The organism is Azospira sp. I09 (genome assembly GCF_009177135.1).
Lineage (GTDB): Bacteria > Pseudomonadota > Gammaproteobacteria > Burkholderiales > Rhodocyclaceae > Azospira > Azospira oryzae.
The window spans coordinates 293358-318775 of the sequence record NZ_AP021845.1; the positions used below are offsets into that span (position 1 = coordinate 293358).

General features: G+C 55.7%; 24 protein-coding genes. 2 read left to right on the top strand and 22 right to left on the bottom strand.

Annotated features, from left to right (window positions below; all coding sequences use genetic code 11):
- Window positions 1-92: 92 nt before the first annotated feature.
- The 17 genes from AZSP09_RS19330 to AZSP09_RS19415 form a co-directional block, all read right to left on the bottom strand.
- A complete protein-coding gene (locus AZSP09_RS19330) occupies window positions 93-944 on the bottom strand; it encodes a PAS domain-containing protein (RefSeq protein ID WP_152091253.1) in 852 nt (283 codons plus the stop codon).
- Window positions 945-1116: 172 nt separating this feature from the next.
- Entirely contained in the window at window positions 1117-1860 is a 744-nt protein-coding gene (locus AZSP09_RS19335; RefSeq protein ID WP_152091254.1) for a hypothetical protein, read from the bottom strand.
- Window positions 1861-2004: 144 nt separating this feature from the next.
- Window positions 2005-3849, bottom strand: a complete 1845-nt coding sequence (locus tag AZSP09_RS20070; RefSeq protein WP_172974850.1) for a VWA domain-containing protein — start codon at window positions 3847-3849, stop codon at window positions 2005-2007.
- 10 nt (window positions 3850-3859) lie between these two features.
- Entirely contained in the window at window positions 3860-5059 is a 1200-nt protein-coding gene (locus tag AZSP09_RS19350) for a DUF3150 domain-containing protein (RefSeq protein WP_172974851.1), read from the bottom strand.
- A 307-nt stretch (window positions 5060-5366) separates the two neighbouring features.
- Complete coding sequence (locus tag AZSP09_RS19355) at window positions 5367-6326, bottom strand: hypothetical protein (RefSeq protein ID WP_152091258.1); 960 nt, start codon at window positions 6324-6326, stop codon at window positions 5367-5369.
- A gap of 393 nt (window positions 6327-6719) precedes the next feature.
- Window positions 6720-7064, bottom strand: coding sequence for a KTSC domain-containing protein (locus tag AZSP09_RS19360; protein WP_152091259.1), 345 nt, complete (start codon window positions 7062-7064; stop codon window positions 6720-6722).
- Between the two features lie 2 nt (window positions 7065-7066).
- A complete protein-coding gene (locus AZSP09_RS19365; protein ID WP_152091260.1) occupies window positions 7067-7327 on the bottom strand; it encodes a hypothetical protein in 261 nt (86 codons plus the stop codon).
- An 81-nt stretch (window positions 7328-7408) separates the two neighbouring features.
- On the bottom strand, window positions 7409-7951 hold the full coding sequence (ssb, locus tag AZSP09_RS19370; RefSeq protein ID WP_152091261.1) for a single-stranded DNA-binding protein: 543 nt from the start codon (window positions 7949-7951) through the stop codon (window positions 7409-7411).
- 422 nt (window positions 7952-8373) lie between these two features.
- The gene (locus AZSP09_RS19375; RefSeq protein WP_152091262.1) at window positions 8374-9312 is read right to left on the bottom strand and encodes a hypothetical protein; all 939 of its coding nucleotides are present in this window, start codon (window positions 9310-9312) and stop codon (window positions 8374-8376) included.
- An 11-nt stretch (window positions 9313-9323) separates the two neighbouring features.
- Complete coding sequence (locus AZSP09_RS19380; RefSeq protein WP_152091263.1) at window positions 9324-9779, bottom strand: hypothetical protein; 456 nt, start codon at window positions 9777-9779, stop codon at window positions 9324-9326.
- Window positions 9780-9789: 10 nt separating this feature from the next.
- Window positions 9790-10929 carry an AAA family ATPase gene (locus AZSP09_RS19385; RefSeq protein WP_152091264.1) on the bottom strand — a complete coding sequence of 380 codons (1140 nt, stop codon included), beginning with the start codon at window positions 10927-10929 and terminating at the stop codon, window positions 9790-9792.
- 75 nt (window positions 10930-11004) lie between these two features.
- Window positions 11005-11670, bottom strand: coding sequence for a hypothetical protein (locus AZSP09_RS19390; RefSeq protein WP_152091265.1), 666 nt, complete (start codon window positions 11668-11670; stop codon window positions 11005-11007).
- A complete protein-coding gene (locus AZSP09_RS19395; RefSeq protein ID WP_152091266.1) occupies window positions 11657-11989 on the bottom strand; it encodes a hypothetical protein in 333 nt (110 codons plus the stop codon). Before AZSP09_RS19395 ends, AZSP09_RS19390 begins: the two co-directional genes overlap by 14 nt.
- 240 nt (window positions 11990-12229) lie before the next feature.
- Window positions 12230-13375, bottom strand: a complete 1146-nt coding sequence (locus tag AZSP09_RS19400) for a hypothetical protein (RefSeq protein WP_152091267.1) — start codon at window positions 13373-13375, stop codon at window positions 12230-12232.
- A 996-nt stretch (window positions 13376-14371) separates the two neighbouring features.
- A complete protein-coding gene (locus AZSP09_RS19405) occupies window positions 14372-15385 on the bottom strand; it encodes a ParB/RepB/Spo0J family partition protein (protein WP_152091268.1) in 1014 nt (337 codons plus the stop codon).
- 17 nt (window positions 15386-15402) lie between these two features.
- Window positions 15403-16542, bottom strand: a complete 1140-nt coding sequence (locus tag AZSP09_RS19410) for a ParA family protein (protein ID WP_152091269.1) — start codon at window positions 16540-16542, stop codon at window positions 15403-15405.
- Complete coding sequence (locus tag AZSP09_RS19415) at window positions 16539-16967, bottom strand: hypothetical protein (protein WP_152091270.1); 429 nt, start codon at window positions 16965-16967, stop codon at window positions 16539-16541. Before AZSP09_RS19415 ends, AZSP09_RS19410 begins: the two co-directional genes overlap by 4 nt.
- 171 nt (window positions 16968-17138) lie before the next feature.
- Here AZSP09_RS19415 and AZSP09_RS19420 point away from each other — a divergent pair, with 171 nt between their 5' ends.
- Window positions 17139-17738: a DNA-binding protein gene (locus AZSP09_RS19420; RefSeq protein ID WP_152091271.1), complete on the top strand. Its 600-nt coding sequence runs from the start codon at window positions 17139-17141 to the stop codon at window positions 17736-17738.
- Here the strand turns inward: AZSP09_RS19420 and AZSP09_RS19425 are convergent.
- Window positions 17735-19192, bottom strand: a complete 1458-nt coding sequence (locus tag AZSP09_RS19425; RefSeq protein WP_152091272.1) for a replication initiation protein — start codon at window positions 19190-19192, stop codon at window positions 17735-17737. The two genes, AZSP09_RS19420 and AZSP09_RS19425, sit on opposite strands and share 4 nt — an antisense overlap.
- Before the next feature lie 633 nt (window positions 19193-19825).
- On the opposite strand from AZSP09_RS19425, the gene AZSP09_RS19430 reads away from it, so the two are divergent.
- Complete coding sequence (locus tag AZSP09_RS19430) at window positions 19826-20323, top strand: hypothetical protein (RefSeq protein ID WP_152091273.1); 498 nt, start codon at window positions 19826-19828, stop codon at window positions 20321-20323.
- Here the strand turns inward: AZSP09_RS19430 and AZSP09_RS19435 are convergent.
- The 4 genes from AZSP09_RS19435 to AZSP09_RS19450 form a co-directional block, all read right to left on the bottom strand.
- A complete protein-coding gene (locus AZSP09_RS19435; protein ID WP_152091274.1) occupies window positions 20320-21441 on the bottom strand; it encodes a restriction endonuclease in 1122 nt (373 codons plus the stop codon). The genes AZSP09_RS19430 and AZSP09_RS19435 overlap by 4 nt on opposite strands.
- A 77-nt stretch (window positions 21442-21518) precedes the next feature.
- Window positions 21519-22439, bottom strand: coding sequence for a recombination-associated protein RdgC (locus AZSP09_RS19440; protein WP_152091275.1), 921 nt, complete (start codon window positions 22437-22439; stop codon window positions 21519-21521).
- Window positions 22440-22459: 20 nt separating this feature from the next.
- Window positions 22460-24436, bottom strand: coding sequence for a DEAD/DEAH box helicase (locus AZSP09_RS19445; protein ID WP_152091276.1), 1977 nt, complete (start codon window positions 24434-24436; stop codon window positions 22460-22462).
- Window positions 24420-25385 (bottom strand): hypothetical protein, encoded by a 966-nt coding sequence (locus tag AZSP09_RS19450; protein ID WP_152091277.1) that lies wholly within the window; start codon window positions 25383-25385, stop codon window positions 24420-24422. The genes AZSP09_RS19445 and AZSP09_RS19450 overlap by 17 nt, the downstream gene beginning before the upstream one ends.
- Window positions 25386-25418: the final 33 nt, after the last annotated feature.

Below are 25418 nucleotides of genomic sequence, written 5' to 3' on the forward strand. Positions count from 1 at the left end.
CACAAAACGGATGGTTATCACGTTTGGCGTAGATTCAAGATTCCAACCTCAGATTGCACAAAGCCCAAAAAATGTACTACGCGGGGAAGTCCTTAATTTCGCTTCTTGCTGTTCTGAATCATTTCGGAAATTGCCTCGTTCTCGGTGACAGACCGGAAGGCCTCGATGAATTTAGCGATGGCCGCAGGGTCTTTTCCATCCATCTTCGAGATGTCGATGTTGAGGCAGATGAAACCAATGAGTCCATATGTGTTGTTGAAAAGAGGAATGGTCGTCGACTTGACCTGTCTTCCGTCTTTCAACGTCAAGCCATAGCTGACAAAGGACTGGCCCGCGCCCCGTTCGGTTTGGCTGTAGTTCTTGATCAACTGAATCCCGAAGTTGGTGTTGGGGTCACCGAGTCGCCGCCCGGAAATTGGGTTTTGAACGGCAACAATGGAAATAAGCGGATTGCGGGTGTCATGGAGAACGATTTCGATCGGCGTTCCGGAGAACGTCTGTCCGATTCCATTCACGATGTCCTTGTAGGTCTGGAGAAGCTTATCTTTCTGGGCGTCCGCTTCTGCCACTGCAGCGTAATCTGGCAAGTTGCTGAGGCTGACGTACTTGGCCCTGGCTGACTCACTGAGCACCAACGTCACGTGGTTCGAGTTGCCAAGGTAGATGAGATCCGCGATCGCTCGAGGAGAGGGATTGGCCGTGAAATAATCGACGGCCTTCTCGAATAGATCCTTGTCGAGGACGAGCGCTCCTGTTTCATTAGCGCGAATAGGATAGAACTGCTCGTAAGCAGCGAGCGGCTTTCCCAGTAGCACCCGGGCTTCTTCATTTGGCTTCGGACGAAACCCAAGCACATAAACGCTCAACGAGGCGATCAGTAGCGCCGGCACAACCACCGACAGTAGTGTCTTGATATTCAGGGAGGATAAAAAACGCTGGCTCATAGTGGGTCCCTATGTTCAGTGATTACAGGGCAGATTCGGCAAACATGCAGTATATGTGATATGCAGACGTTTTGTTGCACGATTCAGCGACCCCTGCCACAGATTGTGGCTCAGCCAGAAGAATGAGCCGTGCGGGAGCGGGGCCGCACGGCTTGACTGGACAAAATCCAGTTTAGGCACCAGCTGCTGCCAGTGCGTTTGTAGCGACAACTCGAGCGTTTGATTCCGGATGAACAACCGTGACCAAACGAGGCAGACGACCAATCCGGTCGGGCTCCGCGATAACCAGCAAGACGCTTCGCTTTTCATCAAGCGCATAGCGCCCGGGCCGACGATGCTTAATGTCATTCATGACGTTGCGATTCAGAAGTACCGCGGGTTGCACGTCACGGGCAATTCTCGCCAGCTCTCGCCAAGCCTTCTCTGGTTTGCGATCGAATCTGGCCACATACTGCTCGACCGCGTGAGCTGTCAGCTCGACGGGCCCGACGCCGGAGACATCAAGAACGGTTACGGACGGCTTCGGCACATCCAGGAAATCCACTTGGGACTCGCAAAGTTCATCTGCCCAGATGTACGGCGATTCGCAATGCTGGACTTCAGCACCAAGGAATCGAGTGCGAAGGAAATTGGCGTAGGGAACCAGGTAGCTTTTCGGCGATATTCCAGCCATCAGTTCAGGGATAGTGCCGGAACTCGTGTAGATTCGCAGCCCGGCGCCTGCCTTGTTGTGGCCGCAAACGTTCTTGACCGTCAGCAGGTACTGGGCGGCGGCCAATTCGGCGGCCGTACGGGCGTCATCGAGACGGGGAGTGGTGACGCGGACCCGGCCCTTCTGGATGAGACCTGTCATCCAGTAGGTATCAAAAACTCGCGGGTCAGCGGTTGGGGTAGTGGTCAGATGTAAATCGTTCATGTCGATCTCCAATAACGCAACGATACCGCGACTGGGGTACGTAGTTCAGGGAATCTTGCTGGGTGCTTTTCACTTGGTCCTCTTGCGCATTGAGGGCCAGGTGAAAAGCACCCCCAACTTTCGTCGGGGATGTAAAGAGCGGTGCTAGTGCACGCGGCGGTTGTCTTCAAAAGCTGCCTTGACCAACTTCACCATCGAGGCTGACAGCTCCCCGATATCTGTGATGGTCGCGGCGTACCTGGAATCAAACACCGGCGATGTATCGACGCCGATGCCGAGCCCGACAACAGTGATGCCATCAGCTCGAGCGCGATCGATGATGTACTTCGTTGCTTCGCGGTCATTCGGATCGCCGTCGGTGACGACCATCACGATTTTCAGCGTTTCTTCACGACGCACAACGTCGGAAGCAGCAAACAAGATGGCTTCCGCCATCGGTGTGCCGCCATCCGTCGAGAGGCTTGCAACTCGGCCAGCCAGCTGCTTAGGACTTTCGTCCCAACGCTTGATCACGGCCACCCCTTCATCGCGATTTCCTCCGTACCAGGGGAAGACCGATACCTGCGTCTTCAATCCCGGGACGTCGAACGCCAGCATCGTAGCCACGGCCGCTTGCGCGGCATGGCCAATCGTATGGCTCATGGAACCAGATCGGTCGATGACAATCGACACCGCTGCATTGATGTCGATACCTTCATCCTCGCGGACAAAGATGGAGCCACCGAAACGGCCTTGCCAGATGCGCGACGAATCAATCTGCATCCCCGATCGGGAATGCGAAACCTCTCCTTCGGCAACCGAACTCATCCACTGCAACGTCCTGGTGCGGGTTGCATTGACGCTGGCACGGAGCTGCACCATATCAACGGGAACCGCTCCGAGCCGCGCCTTGTGGACATTGGGCATCGGAACATGGACACCATCGTAGCCTTCGGCGTTTGCCGCGGTGTTGATGGCGTTTTGAAGCATCTCGCCCATATCCTCTTCCACATCCTGGTCGGACATGTTGAGTAGCTGTTCGAGAGCCTGTTCCATGTCAGGGCCAGATCCGGTACCACCAGCTCCGCGTGCCGATTGCGACGACGCTTCGCCCTCTTCCCCTTTCGAGGATCCGGACTGCCCACTACCCTGGCCACCCGACTCGGAGTCTTGGTCAGCTTGGCCTTGTTGGCCGCCCTGCCCTCCTTCCTCGTCACCTTCTGCTGGATCGCCAGACGATGGACCTTGTTGCTGGTCATCGCCTTGTCCGTCTTGTTGACCAGACGACTGTTGCTGTTGTCCGCCTTGCTGGCCGGACTGTTGTTGCTGTTGCTGTTGCTGCTGACGCTTTTGCTCTTGCTCTTTTTCCTTCTCCTCCTTGATCATCTGGATGATCGCGGCGGCGAGCTCGAACACTTCGTCCTCATTGGCACAATCGGTCACCTGGAACATCAAGGCGTCCAGCCGCGTCAGCATGCCTGCGGGCAGGCGCTGCTGAGCGACTTTGATTGCACCGGCCGATAGTTCAGCGATAGGCTCCTGTCGTAACACCTCATGCCGCAAGCGATACATCATGTATCGCTGCAGAATCGATGCTTCCGATTCGGAGCCGTCCAGCGCAGGAAATCCGCGCTGACCATCAACCCCATCTTCGACCACGATTCCTACCAGGCGCGATAAGTAGCGTCGCGCTGCGGGAAACTTCCCAATTACCAGATGTTCGATCCGGATGTCTTCCAGCGTGCCGGTAATGGCGCGCTGAAGAGGGTTGGTTGCCCCCAACGAGAAGTTTGAATGAAGCATGTGGCCAGCCTCGTGATAGAGGTAGGCCACGGACTCCACCAGATCCCGTTCGGTAAGATCGATTTCAGACCGACGCTTCGGCAGGTAAATCGCCTGATTGTCGGTCATGGCCCGGTCACCCCGAATGATCGGGATGCCCGTGCGGTCGGCAATGAAGCCTGCGATGGCGGGCAGAGCCCGATCCAGCGATTGAGCGCGCATAGCCATGTCCGTCTCCTCAGAACATCAAGGAATTGGTTTTCAGGGCTTCACGCGGCCGCAACACCGGTGCTGCACGAACTGGAGCCGGCAGGGGAGCGATCCCCAGCTGGCCCAGCTTGTCCGACATGCTCGCGTCCGTACCCTTGGTGAAGGCGGGAACGCTCGCAGCCGGAATTGGCGGCAACATCACAACTTGCTGCTGGGCGACGCTAACCGGCGGTACGGCTGCCGGCGCATCAGGTACTGCTTTGGTCGATTCAGCAGCTTGCGCCACTTCCTCAACCACCGTTGCTTCTACTGCTTGAACAGGCGCCGGCGGGAACAATACATCGCATGCCGGCACACCGTTCTTCACCTTAGATGCTGCATTGAGTAGCGTGTCCGCATCGGACATCACTTCTACAAGCTTCTCCAGGGTTACGAACGACTGTCCTTCGATATAGCCTTCCTGCGGCAAGGCCTTCAGAATGTCCGACACCAGAGTGATGGCGCCTTCCACCGACGGATCGAGGAAAGACAACTTCTTCATCTTCTGGAGCTCCGCCTTCAGGGGCCGCAAGGTCTTCTGGCCAACTCGCTGGTTCTTCGCGAAGGCGTCGTTCTTGAGGAGCTTGTCCATGTTGGCTGCAAACTCTTCGTACAGTTGCCGGCCGAGGCCGCGAACGATACCTTCCACGCCCTCTTCTTCGCTTTGCCCTTCCCGGAGGAAAGGCGCGATCTTGAAGACGTCACTGCTGAAGCGACACTTGGCGATTGCCGTCGCCCGATCAACCTTCAACGAACGGATGATTTTTTCAACGGCCTGCTTGGCTGCTTTCGATTTCTCATTCGCGGTGTTGCTTGCGACGTGATTATCGAACATCTGGTCATAATTGCTGTCCAGAGCAACCACCTCGGCCTTGAACTCGGCCTCGGCATCAGCAATTTCCTTCTCGATCTCAGGGAGATCGTCCGTCAAGACTGCGAACACATTTTGCGAGCCCAGAGCACGAACGCCCTTGGCCTGCAGCTTGCGGAAGATGCCACGGCGGACAGTCTGCAAGGATTTGGTCCCGTCGCACGGGAACACCTTGATCGACCCTTCCGTAATGGCAGCACTTGCAGGCAAACTCCCACCAAGCGCCGCAATGTGATCGCGGGTGGCACGGCGGTAGCCAGAGAAGGTGCTGATGTTGATGCTTACCAGCGTCAGTTTTTCATTAAGCACGTCTTGCATGGTAGTTCTCCAAGCTGAGTGCGTAATGATCCGACCCCCCTTGCGGGAGGTATTTTCAGGACCACCCGCACGGGTTAGTTTCGAGTCCCAGAGGGACCCAATGAAACTCGTGCAACATACACACGAGTGTTTCCGGTCAAGACAACTGACCGAAGCAAGTGACCGATAGACGACGGACACGGCGTTTTCGCTCCTCACGGAACAAACCTTTTCAACTGCTGCCCGATGAGGGCTGCTTGCAAACCACATCGGGCAGAAGACGAAAAGAAGCGAGAGACAGACCCGGGGGGGCTCTGTCTCTTCGCATTCAAGCTGCAATGGGCACGACGTTTGATGCGTCGCCAGGTACGGAAACCATCACCCCCATTTCCACCACCGGGTAGCCAGATGCTGTGAGCAATCCGAGCGTGGCATAGCGATGAAGGATCAGGCGAGCCAGGTACGCGACGATGCTTGAGTACCGCTCGGTCTTTCCAGTACCAGGCGTTTTGGCAAGGAAGGATCCCATTGGCTCGTCGTAATCGAGGAGCTTCCGGAGTTTCATGCCGATCCAGGCAACATCGACGACTGCCATATCCATCGTCAAGATCGCAGCTAATCCATCCAAATCGCGTGGGTAGCGGCCGGATAGACGGACTGCAACAGGACGATGCTGGCCATCCTCGGTTTGGACTTCTGGTAGAAATACCGTGAAGTCATCACCGGAGGACGGGTTCTTGATGTCGGCGGTCCACGAAAGCGTTCCTTCGTGTCCTGCATCGCGAACCGGCAGCAAGGCGTCAACCAAAGGAGTGGCTTCCCCTTCTTCAGGATTAGCAACGCCCAACTGGTTGAGCCGGTATTGCACGATACGTGCAACCGCGGCGGTATTACTGCTTGCCAGAAGCCTTTCCGTCCCAAGCGGTAGATCAATGGCAAGATCGCCAGTAACCGATGCTAGGACTTCGAGCTTCCTGGTGAGCCAGGCGCGATCCTGAGTCCGCATGTCTGCAGATAGGGTCTTTGCCATAGCACCGAGACAGCGGGGCTGCTCGTTGGCCAACACCCATACTTCAAACGGATGCGGACGGCCATTCTCCACGTGTCCGACAGCGACAGCATATTGCTCGCGCGTTCCCTCGACCATGTACGTCCAGCAAGGATTGCCTTCGGGTAACTTCGGTCGGTTGGGCCAGCGCAGGCTGCCGAGTATCGGATCGGGCATCGCAACGATAGTGCGACGGTTTGCCGGCAAGGTGCCGGCCAAGGACGATTGGTCCTTTTGCATGATGAACTCCTTTCTTGGATTGCCCCCGCGCAGCGCCCAGGTTGGACGGACAGGTTGGCTGATAGCCCTGAAAACGGACACAACAAGGCTCTTAGCGAACCCCACGGTGTCGGTACAGGACCGGAAACCCAAAACGGAGCACAAGTCCCCCATCCGGGAGCTGTGTCCCATCCGGGGAAAAAGACTGCAACGAACTGCTGCTGCAGGTTACCCAGCCAGAGCGGCTGGATCGAGATCGCGCTATGCCGGGCGCTCCCGCTCTCTGGATCACTCCAGAAAAACTATGCAGTGACAATACGCCAAGTCACTTTCGGATGCAATACACATGCGAAAGTGCCCTGAAGATGACGCCGGCCGGAAGGCGTCCCGAAGGAATCCTTACCGGCCGAATCATCAGAAAACCGCATTGAGCATTGGATAGCGCGACAACAACGATTGAAGCGTTACCCTCGGCGCTTTGCGGCGAGGTTGCGGCGGTACCGAAGCACCCATACCACCCAGGAGATTCGCAACAGCCATGTCATCCAGCTTGGACGTGGCGTAACGGTCTTTGATGTCCGACCGGAAAAACTTGCCCTTCGATGATGCTTGCGCGAACCCAGTAGCGACAGGTTGCTCAACATCTTCGTAGGCATACGTCCCACCACTTTTGAAAGCGATGAGCAGGATCTTCCGATCTGGCATGTAAAGGTAGCCGTCGATATTGCTCGACGACACCGGGGTGAAATTCGGATGCATCTCTACACCAGAACCTCTTTGAGGACAGCGCCAAACTGCTGCATGGCGTCCTCGATTTCCTTCTCGACGGCAACCGGCTGAACCTTGCCGTCCAACTCAACGAAACCGTTGGGCAACAGATTCACCTCGATGTCGCCACCCGCCAGGTTAATGGCGAGCTTGCTCCGCGGGCGAAGCACTTGGCGACGCTTGATCGCATCGATCAGGGTATTGAAGGAATGGACGATTTCACAACCGTAGCCCAGATAAGGTGCACCGTACATGATGATTTCCTCTCAAAATAGAACGAGCGGGAACCATCACCCCTTGCGGGATATGGTCCCGCAAAAGGTTGGTACAACTGGTTAAGCAACCCGACGAACGCGGGCTGAGGCCTTCACGAAAGCCGGATCGGCATTCATGTCTACCCGGCAGAAGGGAATGTCGTCCTCCATCGGGTCATAGGCCGGAGCCGGTCGACGCTCACGCGCCGGCGGTTCACCGTTACCACCGCCGCCAGCACTGTGCTGACGAGGCGGGCGATCATCACCGCTGCCATCAGAGTCCCCGGAGCGACGGTTGCCCAACATCTGCATTTCCGTCATTTCGATTTCTGTGGTGTAGCGATCCTGTCCGTCCTTATCTTGCCACTTGCGTGTCTTGATACGGCCTTCCAGGTACAACTGACTGCCCTTCTTCACATACTGCGACGTGATTTCTGCCAGCTTGCGATAGCAGACGATGCGATGCCATTCGGTCAGCTCGCGTTTTTCACCGGAGTTCTTGTCCTTCCAGGACTCGGTGGTTGCGAGACGTAGATTGCACACTGCATCCCCGTTCGGCATGTAGCGGGTTTCGGGGTCGGCACCAACATTGCCGACAAGGATCACTTTGTTGACTGAAGCCATGGCTGAAAAAATCTCCATTTTTCTACGTTCTGCACCGGCCGGCTCAATGAGCGCGGATAGAAAAGGTACCAACCGGATTAGGCGTAAAGTTATGAAGGTAGCATGTTGCCGCTACCGCGTTTCCAGAACTGCTACCTCGATGCTACTTAGGCGAGATATGCATTTCTGAAGATTGTTGAGGCCAAACAACGACCCCAATTTCACTCACGCAAAGGTGAGTAAGAGAGCACCTGGATAACCGACCAGGGCTGCGGCTTGACTCCTCACGGAGAAAAAACTGGGGAAGGCTTGAACGTCGATAGCCAAGAAGTCCGCTATGGACCGGGATGCCTTTTTCTTCGATGGCGACTTTTGCGAATCGCTATTGAACAAAAAGGGAGGGGAAGCAAAGACCCGAAGGTCCTTGCTCCCAAATGAAGGTGTTACGCAGTGCATTCCAGCTTGGCGATCTTGAACAGATTCATCGGCGCCTTACCCTTCGTGATGGTCTTGCGACCGATCTTCAGGATTTCCACTTGGTCACCCACGTCCGCTTTTGCGTCACGCAAGGCCTCCCGGAGATTTACGCCGAATACTGCATCGACGATTCCCTCTTGCGTCTCGAAACGCACGCCGAAGGTCTCGAACTCACGCCCATCTTTGTTCTGAGTCATCATCCCAATTTCCTTGATGATGCCCCGGTACACCGACGGGAACTTCCTGAGCTTGATCGATTCAGGCGGGGTGTCCTCCACAACCAACGGAGGCACTTCCGCTTTCTGCTCAACTACCTCGGTGGCAGCCACGATGGCAACATCGGCCGGAGCCTCTGCCACTTCCGCGACCACCACTTCCGAAACCGCCGCTTCAGCAACGACTACTTCCGCAACTGCTGCAGCTTCCTGTTTCTGCTTCTTGGATTCACGACGCTTCCGCTTGCCCTTTTCAGCCAGATCTACGAGCTGTTGCTTGGCCAAGGCCAGCGATTGCTCGATAACCTGCTCGGTAAGCTCCTGTCCCTCGATGAGACCAAGGTCGAAGTAGCTATCCGAATAACCCTTGCGCTTCGAGCCCGACCAAACAATCAAGTGGGCTGTGCAGGCTTGCTTCCGATGCCGATAGCGAACCATCAGGGTTGCCATGTCATTCAGATGACGGACAAACAGGGGTGACGCCGTTACTTGTTCGCGCTCCGATGAAACTGGAGCAGCATCCATTTGCTGCTGTACTACTTCGGGTTGAGTTTGAACTTCAGGCGCGACCACCTCACGGGAGTCTTCTTCCACCACCACCTGACGGTAGGGATAAAAGCGCCACAGGACACGGGCAGCGGCCACGATGATGACCAGGAACAAAAGCTTGTCAATAATGTGTGCAGACATCTCAATTCTCCTCAGAACACGTTGTTCAAGACGGCGTTATGGCGAGCGGTAAAAGCTGCGCCTGTGGCCAATCCAAGTTCTTGCGCGACCGGTAGGACGCGCTGCCAGCTGTCCGCATAAAGCGGATAGTTTTGGCGGGGAAGTGCTGGTACGGTTTCTTGCGAGTCCGTAACAACTGAGATGTCTCCTAGGGCCTTTCTCAAGGCTACCAGGCATACGACAAACACAGCTGCCGCTTCGGACGCGCGCACTACACCGCGTCCCTTTCCGTCGGTGACGAGCATCTGATGACGCTCTTCACCGAAAGTAACGGTCAGCTGATTCCCACCAGGCAAGCAGTCATATGCAAGCACTGCAATACCTGCCCTTTCCAACGGCATCAGGACATCTACTGCCCTGGCCAACCAATCGGCGACCTGTGTGGCCACCGACCAGTAGGCAACGCCCACGAACTTGTTGTTGCTCATGGGCATCTCCTTACGGCTTTACAACTTCACCAACGCCGAACACGTTTTCCACCGCTTGATGGAGCGCAATACGGGTCGATTCCGTTGAGAGGCTGGAGAGATACTTCTTCAGCGCCAGGTGCAAAGCCGACAACCCCAACTTCTCAGGGGCACTAGCTTGTGCGACCGAGTGACGAGCCCACTTACGAAGAATCCGCGTGGACATCGTGCGTTCGAGCGCAGAGTCAGAGGTGTTGCCACCATCCTTCGACTGAGCCCGGATCTTCTTGGCCACTTCCAAAAGCCCCTGAATGAACTCACCGCGGTTGATTGCGGATCCTTCCTTCATGCCTTGCGGCGTAGAGATTTTGATGCCCTCCTGATCAAACCAGTAGGAGAGAAGATCGTCGCTGAATTGCTCCAGCTCCTTTTCCAACAGCTTCGCTTCCGTGTCATCGGACGGGTACCCCACGTGCAGGGCCACAATCCGTTCCAGGATCGAAATATCGTGCGTGTTGGCAGTGCCGTAGTTACCACTCAGGTCCTCCACCAGGTTGGTGTTGGCCGTAATGGCAACGCGAAAGCCCGGTTGCGGCGTTACCACCTCACCAGACTTGCCGGGGATCGGGAAAGAACGACCCTCGAAAACGTCGTTGAACACGATCGTCCTGTCCGCAGCAATGCGGTCATACTCATTGATGATGCAAGGCAAGCCATACCGCGCCGCCAGCGTCACCGGCCCATCAACCCACGGCGTCGTCCCATTCTCACCACCGACGAATTGCCCGAAGGCTTCCATCGGCTCGAAGCGACGATGACCCTTGGCCATAAACAGAGGGATACCCAGGCGGGCGCACCACTGCTCGAAGACCGAGGTCTTGCCGGAGCCGGTAGGCCCCCACAACAGCAGAACATCACCCTCCCCTGTCAGCCACCAGTAACGAATATCCCGCACCAAGTCCTTGCGGAACTGGTAGTACGGATCGATTGGCGGAACCGCGGCGCGCAGGAATGCTGCGTACTGCTGCGCCACAGGGTCGGTAAGAGTGGACGGATCGGGAATTTCAAACCCATCCACGGTGATGCTCGGATCAACCTCATTCGGATCGAGCCCGAATACTTCGCAGAGGCTGTAAGACACTTGAACCAGAATTGCAGACAGATCAAACATGGAGCTTTCCTTTCACAAAGGCTAAAAGAAAGGGGCACCATGCCCCGTTAGGGGATGTGCCCCTAGCGGGAACCGTCAGTCGAACTTGCAGACTTTTTCGACGGCCTTGACTACTTCCGCAGGGATATTCCTGCGGACACCTTCTCGAACCGTGTCCTCATCCACTCGCGCCGCGATGCAGCAGTTGTGAAAAGAAAACGTTTCGTCACGCTCGTGCACTTCAAAGCAATGGCTGCGGCCAATGCGCTTGTCGTACACGTAATGCTTCCAAATCGCCGGGCGGAAAATCCAACGCAAAACAGACCATTTCTCCTGTTCGTTGTTGTTTAGCGCAAGTTCTTCCATAGACCTCCAGAAGAGACGCACCTGCGTGAACAACAAACCTTCTTTCGACCAGGCAAGGCCATTGGAGTCAGTCACCCATTCTTCCCCCCAAGCTTCGTAGGGAATGACCAGCGCTGAATCCTCGTCCTGCGTATTACCATCTTCATCAACTTCGATGACGGCCACCGTACCAACATCAGACGCAAACGTCGCGTCCATGTCGTATTGCTGCTTTAACAACGGGGCTTTGAGAAAATCCAGTAGCTCGTCAAACAGCACGAGATTGTTGGATTTTTCGAGATGGCGTGCGAGCTTCGCGCGCTTTGCAGCTTGCGAAACAACTCGACGACGTGGAGGGGTTACATTTTGCGGCGCCGCAACCGGATGGCCGAACAGATCGAAGTCAGTGAGCGACATGGCTCACCTCCTCGCGCTCGTCCACCAGCGCAAACCCGCGTTGGATCAGCTTGCCTTTGACGGTAGCGTAACGCTGCCGCCATTCCCTCCAGTCACGGATTTTTGGCGCAACATCGGCCATTTTCACCGCAACGCAGAGAGCTTTTCCGTATTGATAGACCACCAAACGAATGTCTTCCTTGCGGAAAACACCAATCAGGATAGCCTTCGGATAGGCATGCTGCTTATGCCATAACGCCCACCGGATGAGCACTTGCGTGCCTTGGTGGAACTCGGCAACAAGGGGGACTTGAGCCCCTTGAAGAACTGCACTACTCACGACGTACCTCATGCTTTCTGAGGACATCGCAAGCCCCTGTGGGGATTACGAGTCCCCAAGGGTTGCAGGTACCTGGCGCAGATCACACTGGCCAGATTGAAGCGGAGCTTATCGCTGCTCTGCTAGCGTTCTCGGTCACCCGAAAAACCTGCACCCCGACAGATGAAGCACGCCGAAGTAGAAATCTTGTGCCTAAACTTCAGGCAATGTTCGCATTTTGCTGCTTAATTTATCACCATGTCAAGCCCTCACCTCTTCCACGGGGCTTCCCTTCCCTTTTCGACGGAGCCACGGGAATTTCGACGCCATTTCATCGAGGCGACGGTTGCCCAACTCCAGATTGATCACGGGTTCTTGGATCCTGAACGGAACCAATCTCCCTTCCTCGACCGCTTTGATGAACTTGCTCGTTATCGCGAGATTTGGCCTCGAAGTCGGTAGCCCGTTCTCACCCACTTCGAGCAGTTCATGGTTGGCGTTAATCCTGTAAGTCACTCCAGTTTGCGTGTTGAGGAAGGTCATTTCGTGCCTTGCTCGGCACCACGCTGCCCTGCTGGACGCTGCTTTGTCACGTTGCTGGCGCCGCATTACGCGATGCTCTTTCTTTGCCCGCTGGGCGCAGAGGTATCGAGCATCAATGCCATCGGAAATGAGTTTCTTCAGGTAACGATAACAATCATTTGTTGTTGTCAGTTGTTTGATTCTCTCGCTTCGGTAGGCCACAAAATCGGACAGGGTTTGTCCGGGGACTTGTTTTGCCAACGTCTGAAGTTGGAACAAAGCCCCAAAGGTCAGTCTCTTTTCTTCGATTAACCAAACCAGTTCCTGCGCCACCGATCTCCCGTCGATGCGAACGAATCCTGGCCGCGTGGACTGGTAGTTCACTGAAGCCTTTGGATCAACCCTTTGTTCCCCCCTATATATGGGGCCGGCTATCAGTCCGTCTTTCATTTGTGTGCAAAGTTTGGCATCTGAGCCATCCTGTTTGGGACCATTTCCAACCAGGGCAGCAGCCGTGGGCGCTCCCTCTCTGCCCGCAATATTCTGCGTAAGTGTATGTTTTTTGTTGTTCACAGTAATAGGCTCTGAATCAATGTCCTGTGAACGCTTAGACTCTTCTGCGCTGCCATGAACCTCTTCGTCAAGACAAAGCCCAACTAAAGTAGCCAGCTTCTTCGTGATCGAGAGAAGGCCAATGTCCATGGACCCGTCGTCGAGACGGACTTGTTCGGATCTCGATATCCACCCAGCGTCTTCAAGTTGGCGCATGGCTCGATAGACCGTCACCTCGCTGCATTCGGCCATTTTTGCAAGCGTGGCCTTCCTGGCGAAGATGGGCGCCAACGGATTATCTGCGGCAACGCCTGCCGCAATGATCGCTTGCAATACTGCTGTCGTTGATTTCGTAAACCCTAAAGATGCTGACGCTTCCCAAGTCTTGTAAATGGCTACTCTCACTTGCGACGGCCGGTTACGGTACCGCGCTGGCACGGCCACCGCTGGCCGACGCCTCCGAGGACGCACCATTCCCGTTCGTGCAGCGACAATAGATCCACTTCCAACGGTTGTAGTAACTGTTGGCATGAATACCCCCCTCGGCCTTCTTCAGCCGATGAAAATGTTTGACTTCATGGGGGAGGGTGTTTAGGATTCGTTTGTCCGAACGAGAGACCTAAATCCCCTCTCTATCCCAACGCCTCAAAGTTGCCGCTTTGAGGCGTTTCCTTTTCTACCTTCGGTTTTCGCTATCTCATTTCCGAGCCCCAAAATGACTGAGGCCCAGGTTTTGCCTGGGCCTCAGTTGTCTGCTTGCTTTCTGTTTTGAGTGTGGCGAGAGAGCTCCCGCCCACCGTTGCCGGTTCCTGCGCAATCTTTGCACGTTGACGTGCAAACTCATTTCGGTCGCCCCGAAGCTATCAGGCCGTTCTTCCAAAAGGCGCAAAAACGGGTTTTGCACGTCAACGTGCAAAGCACGCTTACGGCGGTAGTGGCGAGGGGGTTGCACGTTGACGTGCAAGATGTCTTTGGTCAGCCCAAAGTCGCCAGGCCAGATTTCTTGTGAGAGCAAAAACGGGCTTTGCACGTTGACGTGCAGATCCCCTGCTACGTGAGCAGCAGGTTGCACGTCGACGTGCAAAACACGCTGACGGGGAGGGAGGCGCATGGGCTGCACGTTGACGTGCATTGCCGAGCACCAAGGGGTGATGCGAGAGGAGGGCTGTGCGGATTGCACGTCAACGTGCATCGCTGACATCCCTGGAATCCGATTGCACGTCAACGTGCAAAACCGGCGGAGTCGAACAGGCGCCAGCCGCCAAGCTGCGCACCGGCTCTTGAATGCCTGTTCTATGACAACTCCGATCATTTAATTTCTGTACCTTGTTACTGTTGATCCCTAGATGTCTGGATAAATTGCGTCAGGACCTCGGTCAGTTTTTCGTTCAAGTCCTTTGCCAATTCATCAGGGACCTCCACCTGCAGCTTCAGCACTTTTAATCCGGGTGTCTTTGATTTGTAAACGTCGTAGCGCCCACCCGGAGCATCTGGGGTTGGAATGTCGAATCCACCATCTCGACGGAGCCGCTTTCCACGTTCCTGCCCTGGTTGCTTGTCGCTCGGCCCAGCTTCAATGGCCTTGGCGATCTTCCGATGCGGCAATTCGTCGACGAGGGCGGCCTTGAGGAGGTCGTGGGCGAAATCCTCGCCGTGGCGGTCGATTGCCTGGCTGATGTAAGCGCCAAGGCTTGCTGAAAACCGCTCAGGGTAGTCCTGGCCAAAGTCGATAAATCGCTTCGGCAATCCGGCCAGTTTGATCAGTCGCTGAACGTGAGTATGGCTTTCCAGTTCAAGCACCTCGGCCACTTCACCCTGGGTGTGCCCTTTCTCGAGCAAATCGATTGCAACCATCCCGCGATCCAGGTCGCATTCATCAGCGGAATCATTCAGGATATTGGAAATCTTGGTCAGGTTAAGCGCATCGGTAGGGTCAACCTTCCGATCCACAAAGGCTTTCAGCGTCGGGAGAGCAATCTGCAAGGCCCCAAGGCGTCGCGTTTCCCCTCCAAGGACCATGAAATAACCTTCGTCATCACCGGCTCCGGGGTAGACGTAAAGAGGATCCTTCTGGCCGTTGTTCTTCAGGCTTTCGGCGATCTTCGATACCCGCTTCGGGAGGCGGATCTTCCGCGCATTGCATGGTGAGACACGGAGTTTGCTGACCGGAATATCCACCACCTCCTCGGCTCCAGCCAGGTGGAGAAGGGGAGGGGAGGGGGGCTGAGTAGTGGCGCTTACAGCCGGAAGCTCCCCTTTGTCGGTTGAAGTATCCGCGCCCGGCGCCGGCGCGCCGAGAGCTGTCAATGGCATGTCGGGTCGTTTAATTACTCGCTGCTTCATTTTCTCCTCCTACTTCATCAGCTGGCGCGAGCCTTGGAAACCTCGTTGATCCTCTTGATGAGATGATCAACAAACATGCGGTATTCCTTGACTGGCTGACACGTCGGCTTGATTACCGTCAGCGGCATATAGTTATCGGTCGACTTCGGAAACTCTTCGCTTTGGCTGATCGACACGGGGGAGGTGTTGGCCCGATACTGCGCCAACTTTTCTTGCATGCGGCCAACCCGCGGCAGGTTGGTGGAATAGTAGGTTGGAAGAATGACCAGCTCGGGATCCTTCACCTCGCCACCGTACTCGGCTTTGAGCGTATGGACCTCGCCAATGAGGCGCGAAAGGCCCTTGACCGAGAATGATTCCATCTTCACCGGGGCGATAACGATGTCCGCGGAGGCGAGTGCGTTTGTGGCCACGAAGCTGATGTTCGGCGGGCAGTCGAAGAGAACGACGTCGAAGTCGCCAACATTCAGGCCGGGGACGTTACCCGCGAGGGATTCCTTGAAGAATTTCTGGAAGACCAGCTCACGCTTGCCGCCGGTTTTCGAGATGTCGTGTTCAAGGTCACTGAAAAAGGTGTCAGCGGGGATGATTGCCGGACCACTGGGGCCAAAGGGATACTTGATGATCGCTTTCGCATCCACGGGGCGGCCATTGCGCTCGATGAAGGGGCCGCAAATGGTAGCGAACGTCCCATTGACGATAGCTTCTTCAGTCAGCCCGTACATGGCGGCCTCGTCTTCAGTGAGATCCGCTTCGTAGCCCATGAGCTGAGTAAAGTTTGCCTGGATATCGATGTCGATCCCCAGGACCTTTAAGCCCTGCAGCTGGAGCTGCACCGCGACTTCGGCGGCAGTGGTCGTCTTGCCAGTGCCGCCTTTGATGATCTCAATGGCGATTACGATGGGCTTTTTGCCCTCGGGGCCCTTGGTCAGCTTCTTTGCACGACGGTACTCCGCGATTTGGAAGATCGTCGGCAGGTCGAAGAGCCGAACGGCGGGAGCATTGGGATTGTCCTGGTTGGCGCGGCGAACCTCGATGCCACTTTCCGCCAGGGTGGTGCGCAGCGTGTTTTCGGATACGCCGAGGAGGGCTGCTGCCGATTTCAGACGGTGCTCAACAGCGCCAATGTATGCATAGGTGGGTCTGAGGTCGCTCATTCCATTTCATCCTTATGGTTGCCTTCGCGCATTATTTTGGCGCGAGTATTGTTTGTCAATCGCATTGGTAGGCAAAACGCCGCTTTTCGTGTTTTTACCCTACCAACCGTTGCCATATAACCACATTCAGCCATCTTTTTTTGCACAAAGTTTTCCGCGCCCTCTGGACCCGGGGTCTCCAAGTTCGCGAGAGTATGGGCGACTTCGGGAAATCCACAATAGTGAAATACAGCTGTAAACTGGGGTTTACGTGTAGGAATGGACCAGCTCGGTGGAAAAATCGGGTGTGGTGCGTGTCCGCGCGGGACGGGGACTCTAGTGGCTGACGACAGCGAACCTTGCGTTTCTCGCCCATCACGGCTACGATAATTGACGTTGGAATGTTCTTTTTGGCGCGAATCGCCGTCTCTGCCGAAGGCGTTCATCGATGTTTCACGGATTTTTGTCTGTCGGCTTCCGATGTGCCGTGAATTCCAGTAACCACAAGGGTTTTCTCTAGTTTCGACACCCCTTGTGTTCCACGGAAATCGCCTGTTCCACAGCTGTTCGCTCGTTTTTCTGCACATTACCGTAGCGTTTGCTACTATGTTGCTACTATGAGCGAATCGACTACACCCAAGCGTTCTCGGCATTCCTATCGGGAGCGAATTCAAGAGGTAATCCAGGAGCGTATTGCGCTTGGAAAGCCACTGACCCACCGCGACATTCTCAAGGAGGCTGGTGGAGGGTCTGCCAGTACGGTCGTAGAGGAACTTGCCAAGGCAGAGCGCAGCACGCCGGCCACACTGATCGGCCGCGGCGCCAAATCTCTCCCTCAGCGGATTGCCGCCCTTGAAGACGCCCTTAACGCAAGCCTGGCTCGGGAAAAGGTGCTGGAGGCAGAGAATCAAGCTTTGAGAGAATCCCTGACAAGCGCGCGAGCAGACGTCGATAAGCTTCTGGCTGGCCACCAGGATTCCCAGAGGATGTTGCTCCAGGGAGTTGATGATCTCCGGCAGATGGTTAAAGCAGGGCAGGGCGGCATGGCATCTGCGGTCATCGCCACTGAACGTCAGAAGGCTGCCGGCGACGACACCGGTGATGGCATCCTTTGGAAGGCTAGACATGACCAGCTCCTACAGCGGTTTGTGGCACTGGACGCGAAGAACCGCAAGATGAGCTCGCAGCTCCATGAGCTTGGGGTCGACGTCGATTAGGCCTCGATCGCATCATCACCAGACAATTTCCACATCATCCAGCCTTCAAGGCTCTGGTATTCAGGTGTATTGAAGACGCCAGCCAAGGTCTCGGACCTGTGCTTTTCCATCCAGACGCGGAGCGTGGATAGTCCGCTTCTATTCTCTTCGGTCAGGATCTTCTTCAAGGATTTCCCCAGCACCGGATTGAAGTCCTCGCTGGCCTCATAGTCAGCAATCAGTTGCTTGCGGTCTTCAACGGACAAGGAAGTGACCCAGGCAGAGAATCGCTTGCGACGATGTTCATCGTAGGCATCCTGCATCTTCTTCTTCCGTTCCTCGGCCGCGCGTTCCGCCATTTCAATACGGACTTCAGCCTCAATCTTTTCAGGGTCGATATCGTCTTCGCCGGCGGCGATGTTGCGGAGGATGCCAAGGAAATATGGCTTCCTGGAGGAAATGGCCTTGCCCTCGGACTTCAATCTCTGCTCCGCTTCCTTCAATCGGCAGATGGCGTCCGCAACGGACGCAGAGGAGTGGGCCTGGCTGATGTCGGTAATTTCCTTATCCAGGAACCCGATCGACTTTAGGACGGTCAGTATGTCCTCTGGCCAGGTCGACTCGAGTTGAAGGGTAGGTTCTTTGGGGATGAACTTGAATTGCAGGCGGGCCACCCGGTTTCCCTGCCTGTGCTCCTTCAGCTCGATGTTGTAGGTGAGCGCAGGGACCTCATTGACCTTCTCGATCGCATCATTCAGGACGCGCCGTTTGAACTCACCGTAATTGATGACTTCCTTGCCATCAATGTCTTTGACATACCGATTTTTTCCGACCAGTAACTCGATCCATGTCTTCGTCGGCAACGCTGCCGTCAGCTTTTGGTTGGTATTGATGTAGCGATAGGTTTGCTGAAAGAGTGCATATGCCGCCGACGTGCCGAGGTCGTGCATAACGGACAGCGAAAACGATGCCCAGAGGTTTGGTTCCAGGAGCAAGATCAGCATCTCCGGATCCATTGCGAAACGGATATAGCCCCTTTTGTGATTCTTGCCGACCCCTAGGCTCGATAGGAGTCGAGCCCTGTTCTCCCAGATAGTCTCGCCATCCTCTGCGCACACATTGAACTCGAAATCCATCTCGTAGATCCGACTGATCTCTTCGATGATGCGGTCGTAGTTCTTGCCTGGTATGCCGGAAAGCTTGCCCAGTTCTGAGGTGCGCACCTCGAACAATGGGGACACGCGCTCATCCCGGATCCGCTGTATGAATTCCTTGCCTCGCTGCCGGCAGTGAATTTGGGCTACGATGATCAGTCCGTCGAAAACTCGCCGGTTGGTCAGGTTCTGAGAGTCTTCCGGATTCCTGGGAATTGCGTGAATAGCGGCGACGGCCTTGCGCATCTTCTGCAAGGACTCAGGCACGATGAGATCTTCCGTGGGGAAGAGATTTCGCTGCTCCGGCTGATGCTGGCGCATGTCGAAATCAGGATCATCTATGATGTGTATTCTACGTTCCGCCACATTCGCTCAAGAAGTCTATGGGATTTGATTGCGCGATGATGCCACAGACTTTTTTTCCGATGGGCCAGTCATCGGGTTGTACATGAATGTGCTCGGCAAACCAGGGGTTTGCCCCCCAAGTTCCTCAATCTGTACATAGACCGTATTCGTTCCCTCCAGCGACTGTAAGCAAGGTCTCCGTAGACGCGGTCCAGTTGGTCCGTCCACTGTCCACATTTCTTTAACTTTGGCCGCCTAACCTATTGTTACCGCACGATAAATTCAGACCGGAACATTGGGAATCGTTTATTGGAAAAGAAGAAACAGCGGAGCAGGGCGCCCGATCGCGGATAGCCATGGGCAAGTTGTTTTGTTTCTTTTGGCAAAAAAAGCCATGAAAACCAGGGCGCGTTGCTTAATGTTTAGGCAAATCGGCCAAAAACTCCATGTACATCCCGCATAAAAAAATCAATGCGCTCGATGCGCGTTAGTCGTTAGCGCATCGAAAAAGGCTGAGTTAGGTAACGACAATCCGTAGTAGCGCATCAAAACAGCGATGCGCGTCGCCCCGGGCCAGTAGGCGCATATGGCCATGCAAGTTATACTCGCGTGATGGACGACGATGAGATCAAGGACCGGCAGCTCAACGCCCTCGTAGGAGGAGCGGTGCGTGGTCTCGTCGAGAGCGGAGCCGATGACGAGGCGATTGGCGCCTTCGCCTCAACCTATCGGCAAAAGGCTGCCAAGCTTCTTGGTCGGCCGCAGGAAGCTCTGGATCCTCCCGACCTGACCGACATCATCAAAGATGCCGTAGCTCAAGCTCTTGCCGCTGCCCAGGTGAAGCCCAAGAAATCGCGCAAGCAGAACGAGCATTTCACCGTTTCGATCGGCGGACAGAAAACCTCTGTGACCATCCACAAGGACGTCATTGCTCAACTGGCTGAGGCCAAGGGGAGTAAGGCGGAGGTCAGCCGCTTTGTGCGCGAGGTCGCGAAGGACGTGCCCGACTCCGTTGAAAACAAGTCGGAGTGGATCGAGCATCGGATCGCGACCATTATGCGATTCAAGTCTGAGTCCGCAGGTAACGGCAGTTCAGCTCGACATTAGCCGGCGCCGGCGATGCTTCGCCGATCAATGATCACCATTGCTTCAATTAGGCGCTGGGATGCAGAGACATCGAAGCCGAATGCGCGATTAACAGCAATCAGCTCTGCGCAACCTTCAGGAAACTGACGCGGCTCAGAATCTACGGCCAGCCAGATTGCATGCTTTCCTTCCCTCGAGGCCTGTAGATGCTTTTGGATGGCAAAGTACCGCCCGTCTTGAGCCGCCTCCAAGTCGCCGGCCAGACGATCGCCACATTCCCCCAGTGAGAGCCGGATGTCTTCCATGCTTTTCAAGGGGGGGAGGGTTGAAGCGATCACCTGGTAGGCTGGGTGTTGTAGAAGCAGTTCGCTGAGCCGCGCAAGCCCATGCTCGAGGCCGGCAAAGTCGACAAACAGAAAGCGATGATGGCCACGAACTACCTCTGCTACCTCATGGGCTTTTTCTACCACCACTTCCTCGTCCGGCTCTGCAGCGGCTTCCTCTGGGGTCAGACCAGTGAGACGACACGCCATGCCGATCACGTCCTGCATCGTCATCAAGGTGACGCCTTTTCGCCTTGCCCAATCAGCCGCCTCAGCTGAGAATCGGCCAAAGCTAATCGCTGTTGCTCCCTGAGCACGCACGGCGGCGGCGGCCTTGTGAAGGGACTGAATGGGCTTGGTACCGACGATATCCTCGTCCCAATGGTTGTACTGGATCAGGATTGTTTCCTTCTTCTTGACCGCTATGAGGTCGGCATCGTCTTGCCGGTGCAACTCGTCAATCGATGGACGAACCTGGTAGCCATCCAGGCGGAAGAGGGCGACCAAGTAATTCTCGAATTGCTGGGTCTTCATCATACGAAGGGCTTCAGGGTTCGAGTTCTGCTCAACCACTTTGAAATCCTTCATTTCGCGTGTTACGGCGGAGATGCCCAGGACAGCAAAGATCAGCGCGATCAGGATGCATGCAAGGCCAACGAATTTGGCATTGTCGACATAAATGGCCACGAAGGAATAACCGCCCAGAGTTGCAGCGACGATTAGGTCAATCGCCGGCGGAAGCGCCTTGAGCTTATGGATCAGATTGTCGACGCCATTGGGCTTTGCTGCGGCGGTTTGTTTCTTCGGGCCAAACATGAGTTTTCCTTTCAATCGAGTTCTTGTGTTCTGGGGTTACTGCCGGTCATTTGGAAGAGGGGACGACAGAACGGCGATCAGGCCCGATCTTCAACAACCTCTCCGCCGAGGGCGTCCAGTAAGGACGGAATAAACCGGGCCAACTCGCCGGTCATCAACGCAAAATCCGCGTCAAACTTTTCCTCTGCGTGTTCCGTATTTTTTTCTGCCTCTTCCATCAACAAATCAAGGAAGCCAAGGCGCTTGATCTCCAAACGCTCGGTCAAGACAAATGAGATGCGATCGTTCCAAGTCAGCGCCAGGCGAGTTGGAAGTTTTCCTGCGGCGAGGTGGGCCTTGATCTCCGAAGCAATTCCATCACCGTCAAGCGGGTGCCGAACATAACGGACAGCGGCCTTCTCTTCACCAACAGCCTTCAGTTCGCAATCACGATCGACTGTGAAATTGACCGGGGCCTCGCCGCCGGCCAACCAATCTGCCATCGCTGATGAGTGGGACAATTTTGTATGCACTAGGCTCAGCGGAAAATCGTCGAGCACCATACGAAGTTGTTCGAGAACTTCTTCGGCCTTGGACAGTGCGCTCGCATCGACCGCTAGCCAGCCGTTGACTGGATCAATCCAAACGAATGTCGTGCGCCGTCTAGTAAAAGCGCGAGGGAGTAGTTCTTCAGCAACTCGGTCCTTTAGCTCACGCAGCTGCTTTCGGCCGGGAGCATATCCTTGCTGCTCCTCGAGGGCTTCTGCCCGCTCTCGGACTTCATCCTGGATGACTGACGATGGAAGCAATCGCTGCTCGGTGCAAAGGGCAATTAGCCATTGCCGGTTTTGGGCATACACCAGAGAGCCTTTGTCTCGAGGAGATATCCATCCGCTTCGCTGCTGCTCGCTTCCGGAGCAGCGAGTGAAGGGATTTCGTGCCAGCATTTCTTCAAGCTTGGCGAGATCCATATTCCATGGAGTTGGTAGGCGGTACAAAGTTAGGTTACGGAAGAACATTTGGTTTTGTGCTTTGAAGGTTAAGAGGGGAGTGCTTCATGAATGGTCGCAGCATGAATCTCCGAAGGAGTAAGGTCCACGCAGCGGAAGATCGTGCTTCGACTATTTCCACTTTGGCGTTCAGCGTCTTCAAAGAGATCGCCATATCCGCGTAATTCGGCATCCTTTTCGGACAAGGTGAAGCCATCGCTATGGTCGACGAGCAGCTGAAGGCGCTGCATGGTTTCAGGCGCCACGGTCTCCGGTAGAAACAGAAAGAAGTAACCGTTGCCACCTAGTCTGGCCACCCGTCCCCGGAGCTGGTGCAGAGTGCTGGTGCCATAGCGTTCAGCATGGACAACGATGAGAGAACGGAGACTTGGCAGGGTCAATCCGATCTCGATCACGCTGCTCACGACGGCAATTTTTTGATTTCCGCTTTTGAGGCCGTTGACCGCAGCAACCTTTTCAGCCTCTTTCATTTGCCCGTGCACCATCCCCACAAGGCCGGGGAACTGCTTTTCCCATTCGACGGCCGCGGCGACGACACTCTTCTTTTCTTGCTCATCGTCATTGACGATCGGGTAGACGATGGCGATCTGTCCGCCAGAAGCGAGGACCTTTCGCGTATGGTCGAAGAGGCGCTTACGCTCCCCAGCTGTGACAATGTGCGTGGTGATGTTCTTCACCACGGGCATCTCCTTCAAAACCGAGACGTCCATCGCGCCATGGGTAATCAAGGCGGTCGTGCGGGGGATAGGTGTGGCTGTCGCCTGGAGGTAATTGCTGGCAAACCCTGTCAGTTCGATTTTTTGACTGACAGACATCTTCTGCTCCTCGTCGACGCAGAACAGGGCAGGGGGAGACTCCCCCTTGAGACGGCTGAGAAGGGCTGTTGTCCCGACCAGGATTGGATTGCTGGCGAGATCGAGTTTCTTGGTTCCAGAAGTCACCGAGATGACCAGGCTGTCTTCGCCGAACAGTGCCTTGCATTCCTTCACGAACTGATCAGCCAAGAGGCCATTGGGGGTAAGGATGACGGCCCTATGCCCCAGGTGCTGCGTCGCCAGAGCGGCAATCATGATGGGGAGCGTTTTTCCGCTTCCAACATCGCCGCTTAGAACCCTGCGCATAGGCAGAGGCGAAGCCATGTCGGCGACAATCTCGCCAATGGAGCGGCGTTGGTCGCCGGTTAGAGGATAGGGAAGTTTTTCTGTCAGCTGCTGAATCAGCGTGTCCGGTATGGATACCACGGATTCCGGCACTGGGTCGCGCTGCTTGAGGCGACGGGCATTCTCAACGACAGAAAGCGCTGCCAGGCGGCGCATTCCTGCGATTCCTCGCATTCCTTCATCCTCGGATGTCGGCTGGTGGGCCGCGCGCAGGATGACCTCGACGGAGGGGGCCTTGAGGCGAGCTCGTCGAAGGATATCGGCTTCCGGCAGGCCGTGATAGCTCTCGACCAGGTAGTCAATCGTCTCTTTCAGATGGTGCTCGAGAGCGTATCGGGTGGCATCATAAATGGCACCGTCTGCTACCACACTACGACGTTTTTCATAGATGGGGATCACCTTGCCGACAAGTTGCGGATCGATCAAGGTTGGGCCGGTGATCTGTAGCTTTCCATTCCAGTTCTGGAGCACCCCCCGGAGGTGAATCTTGTCGCCTTCCTCGAAGGCCTTCCAAGTAGGAACATCGACGCCCAGGACCACGAAGATGACGATTTTCACGGAGAGCATTCCATCCGTGGCTGTCATGACGAGGCGCTTCTTAGGCTGAGAGAGGACGACAGCCTTTTCCGATACCAAAAGGGTGAACAACTTGGGCCCGGCCACCACATCATTTTGGGGCAGCGCTTGCTTCAATGTGCTGATCGACGAGTAATCCTGAAACAGCTTCGGAAGACAGAGCAATGGTTCGCGCCAGGCAGTTACGCCAAGGCGCTTCAGGCGATCGAGCAGAGGCTGCCCATTCGCCTGTTCAACCGCATTCCGTTCATTGTCAGGCGGCGGCTGCATCTTCGATTTGGTGGGTGGCCCGCACCGTTGCCAGCAGCTCGTTTAGAGGAATCATTGGATAGCTCTCCGCGAGCTGGGTAAGGAAGAGGATAGACACAGACATCGCGTCCGACGGGAGGATCTTCACGGCTCGAACGGCGCCGGCCGCAGCCTTCTTCGCGGTGACCTTTGCGAAGAAGTGTTGCCCTTGGAATTCGATGGCGAACCCCTTGTCGTTCTGCGCGCCATGGGCGGAGAACTCGACGCCTTTGCGCCAACGACGGAATACAGCGAGGACCGCGCCTACTTCATTGATGTCGAGCCACACGTGCACGGCGTTCTTCCAATCGTAGGTTTTGGGGCCGGTTTGCATCGCGGCATCGACCATTACTCCCGGGGCCCCGTTCCAGTCGGTTGCGTTGAAGCAGAGCGCAGCGTTCGACCCATACACGTGGACCGAGTGATATTTCTTGCTGCCCGATGGCGCCAGGCGTCGGGAGAGCGCGGCTTGGTCAACGGGGCGTTCCTCTTGCTGATCGTGCTGCTGTTGCAAGGAAGACTGAGGCGGCTCTTCCTCACTATGCGTATCTGGCGGCGCGAAGATCGAGGCGAGGTAGGCTTTCGCATCCTCATGGCGAGCATGCTTCGGGTCGTGAGCGGCATCAATAGCCGAAAGGAAGCGGGTCGGCACTGCCTTTGCCACAGGCACGATCATGTCGATCGTCGCATCCGGGAAAATGGGCTTGATCCGATTGATGGTGTTCGGGGCTAGGCAGCGGAGCAGGTTGCCGATGAATTTCTTGCTGCGGCCGTCCTGGTCTTGGTCCGTAATGCAGCGGGACAGGTGCTCCAGGAAGTCCTCGCGGCAGTTGCGGGAGATGGCCCCGAGGGTTTCGCTGGACGCTTGGAAGCCCAACGAAGCAACGGCGGTCGCTACTTCCTTCGCCGTTGCAAGATTCGTGGTCGTCATGTTCGTTACCTCCTTCTGGTACTACAAAGAGCG

Excerpts from the sequence above, each read along its gene's own strand:
- AZSP09_RS19390 (WP_152091265.1), bottom strand. The coding sequence starts at position 11,670 with ATGTCGCTCACTGACTTCGATCTGTTCGGCCATCCGGTTGCGGCGCCG.
- AZSP09_RS19410 (WP_152091269.1), bottom strand. The coding sequence starts at position 16,542 with ATGAGCGACCTCAGACCCACCTATGCATACATTGGCGCTGTTGAGCAC.
- AZSP09_RS19405 (WP_152091268.1), bottom strand. The coding sequence starts at position 15,385 with ATGAAGCAGCGAGTAATTAAACGACCCGACATGCCATTGACAGCTCTC.
- AZSP09_RS19415 (WP_152091270.1), bottom strand. The coding sequence starts at position 16,967 with ATGAACGCCTTCGGCAGAGACGGCGATTCGCGCCAAAAAGAACATTCC.
- AZSP09_RS19435 (WP_152091274.1), bottom strand. The coding sequence starts at position 21,441 with ATGTTTGGCCCGAAGAAACAAACCGCCGCAGCAAAGCCCAATGGCGTC.
- AZSP09_RS19450 (WP_152091277.1), bottom strand. The coding sequence starts at position 25,385 with ATGACGACCACGAATCTTGCAACGGCGAAGGAAGTAGCGACCGCCGTT.
- AZSP09_RS19445 (WP_152091276.1), bottom strand. The coding sequence starts at position 24,436 with ATGCAGCCGCCGCCTGACAATGAACGGAATGCGGTTGAACAGGCGAAT.
- AZSP09_RS19375 (WP_152091262.1), bottom strand. The coding sequence starts at position 9,312 with ATGTCTGCACACATTATTGACAAGCTTTTGTTCCTGGTCATCATCGTG.
- AZSP09_RS19385 (WP_152091264.1), bottom strand. The coding sequence starts at position 10,929 with ATGTTTGATCTGTCTGCAATTCTGGTTCAAGTGTCTTACAGCCTCTGC.
- AZSP09_RS19350 (WP_172974851.1), bottom strand. The coding sequence starts at position 5,059 with ATGCAAGACGTGCTTAATGAAAAACTGACGCTGGTAAGCATCAACATC.
- AZSP09_RS19380 (WP_152091263.1), bottom strand. The coding sequence starts at position 9,779 with ATGAGCAACAACAAGTTCGTGGGCGTTGCCTACTGGTCGGTGGCCACA.
- AZSP09_RS20070 (WP_172974850.1), bottom strand. The coding sequence starts at position 3,849 with ATGGCTATGCGCGCTCAATCGCTGGATCGGGCTCTGCCCGCCATCGCA.
- AZSP09_RS19440 (WP_152091275.1), bottom strand. The coding sequence starts at position 22,439 with ATGTTCTTCCGTAACCTAACTTTGTACCGCCTACCAACTCCATGGAAT.
- AZSP09_RS19365 (WP_152091260.1), bottom strand. The coding sequence starts at position 7,327 with ATGTACGGTGCACCTTATCTGGGCTACGGTTGTGAAATCGTCCATTCC.
- AZSP09_RS19420 (WP_152091271.1), top strand. The coding sequence starts at position 17,139 with ATGAGCGAATCGACTACACCCAAGCGTTCTCGGCATTCCTATCGGGAG.
- AZSP09_RS19360 (WP_152091259.1), bottom strand. The coding sequence starts at position 7,064 with ATGCATCCGAATTTCACCCCGGTGTCGTCGAGCAATATCGACGGCTAC.
- AZSP09_RS19330 (WP_152091253.1), bottom strand. The coding sequence starts at position 944 with ATGAGCCAGCGTTTTTTATCCTCCCTGAATATCAAGACACTACTGTCG.
- ssb (WP_152091261.1), bottom strand. The coding sequence starts at position 7,951 with ATGGCTTCAGTCAACAAAGTGATCCTTGTCGGCAATGTTGGTGCCGAC.
- AZSP09_RS19425 (WP_152091272.1), bottom strand. The coding sequence starts at position 19,192 with ATGCGCCAGCATCAGCCGGAGCAGCGAAATCTCTTCCCCACGGAAGAT.
- AZSP09_RS19355 (WP_152091258.1), bottom strand. The coding sequence starts at position 6,326 with ATGCAAAAGGACCAATCGTCCTTGGCCGGCACCTTGCCGGCAAACCGT.
- AZSP09_RS19335 (WP_152091254.1), bottom strand. The coding sequence starts at position 1,860 with ATGAACGATTTACATCTGACCACTACCCCAACCGCTGACCCGCGAGTT.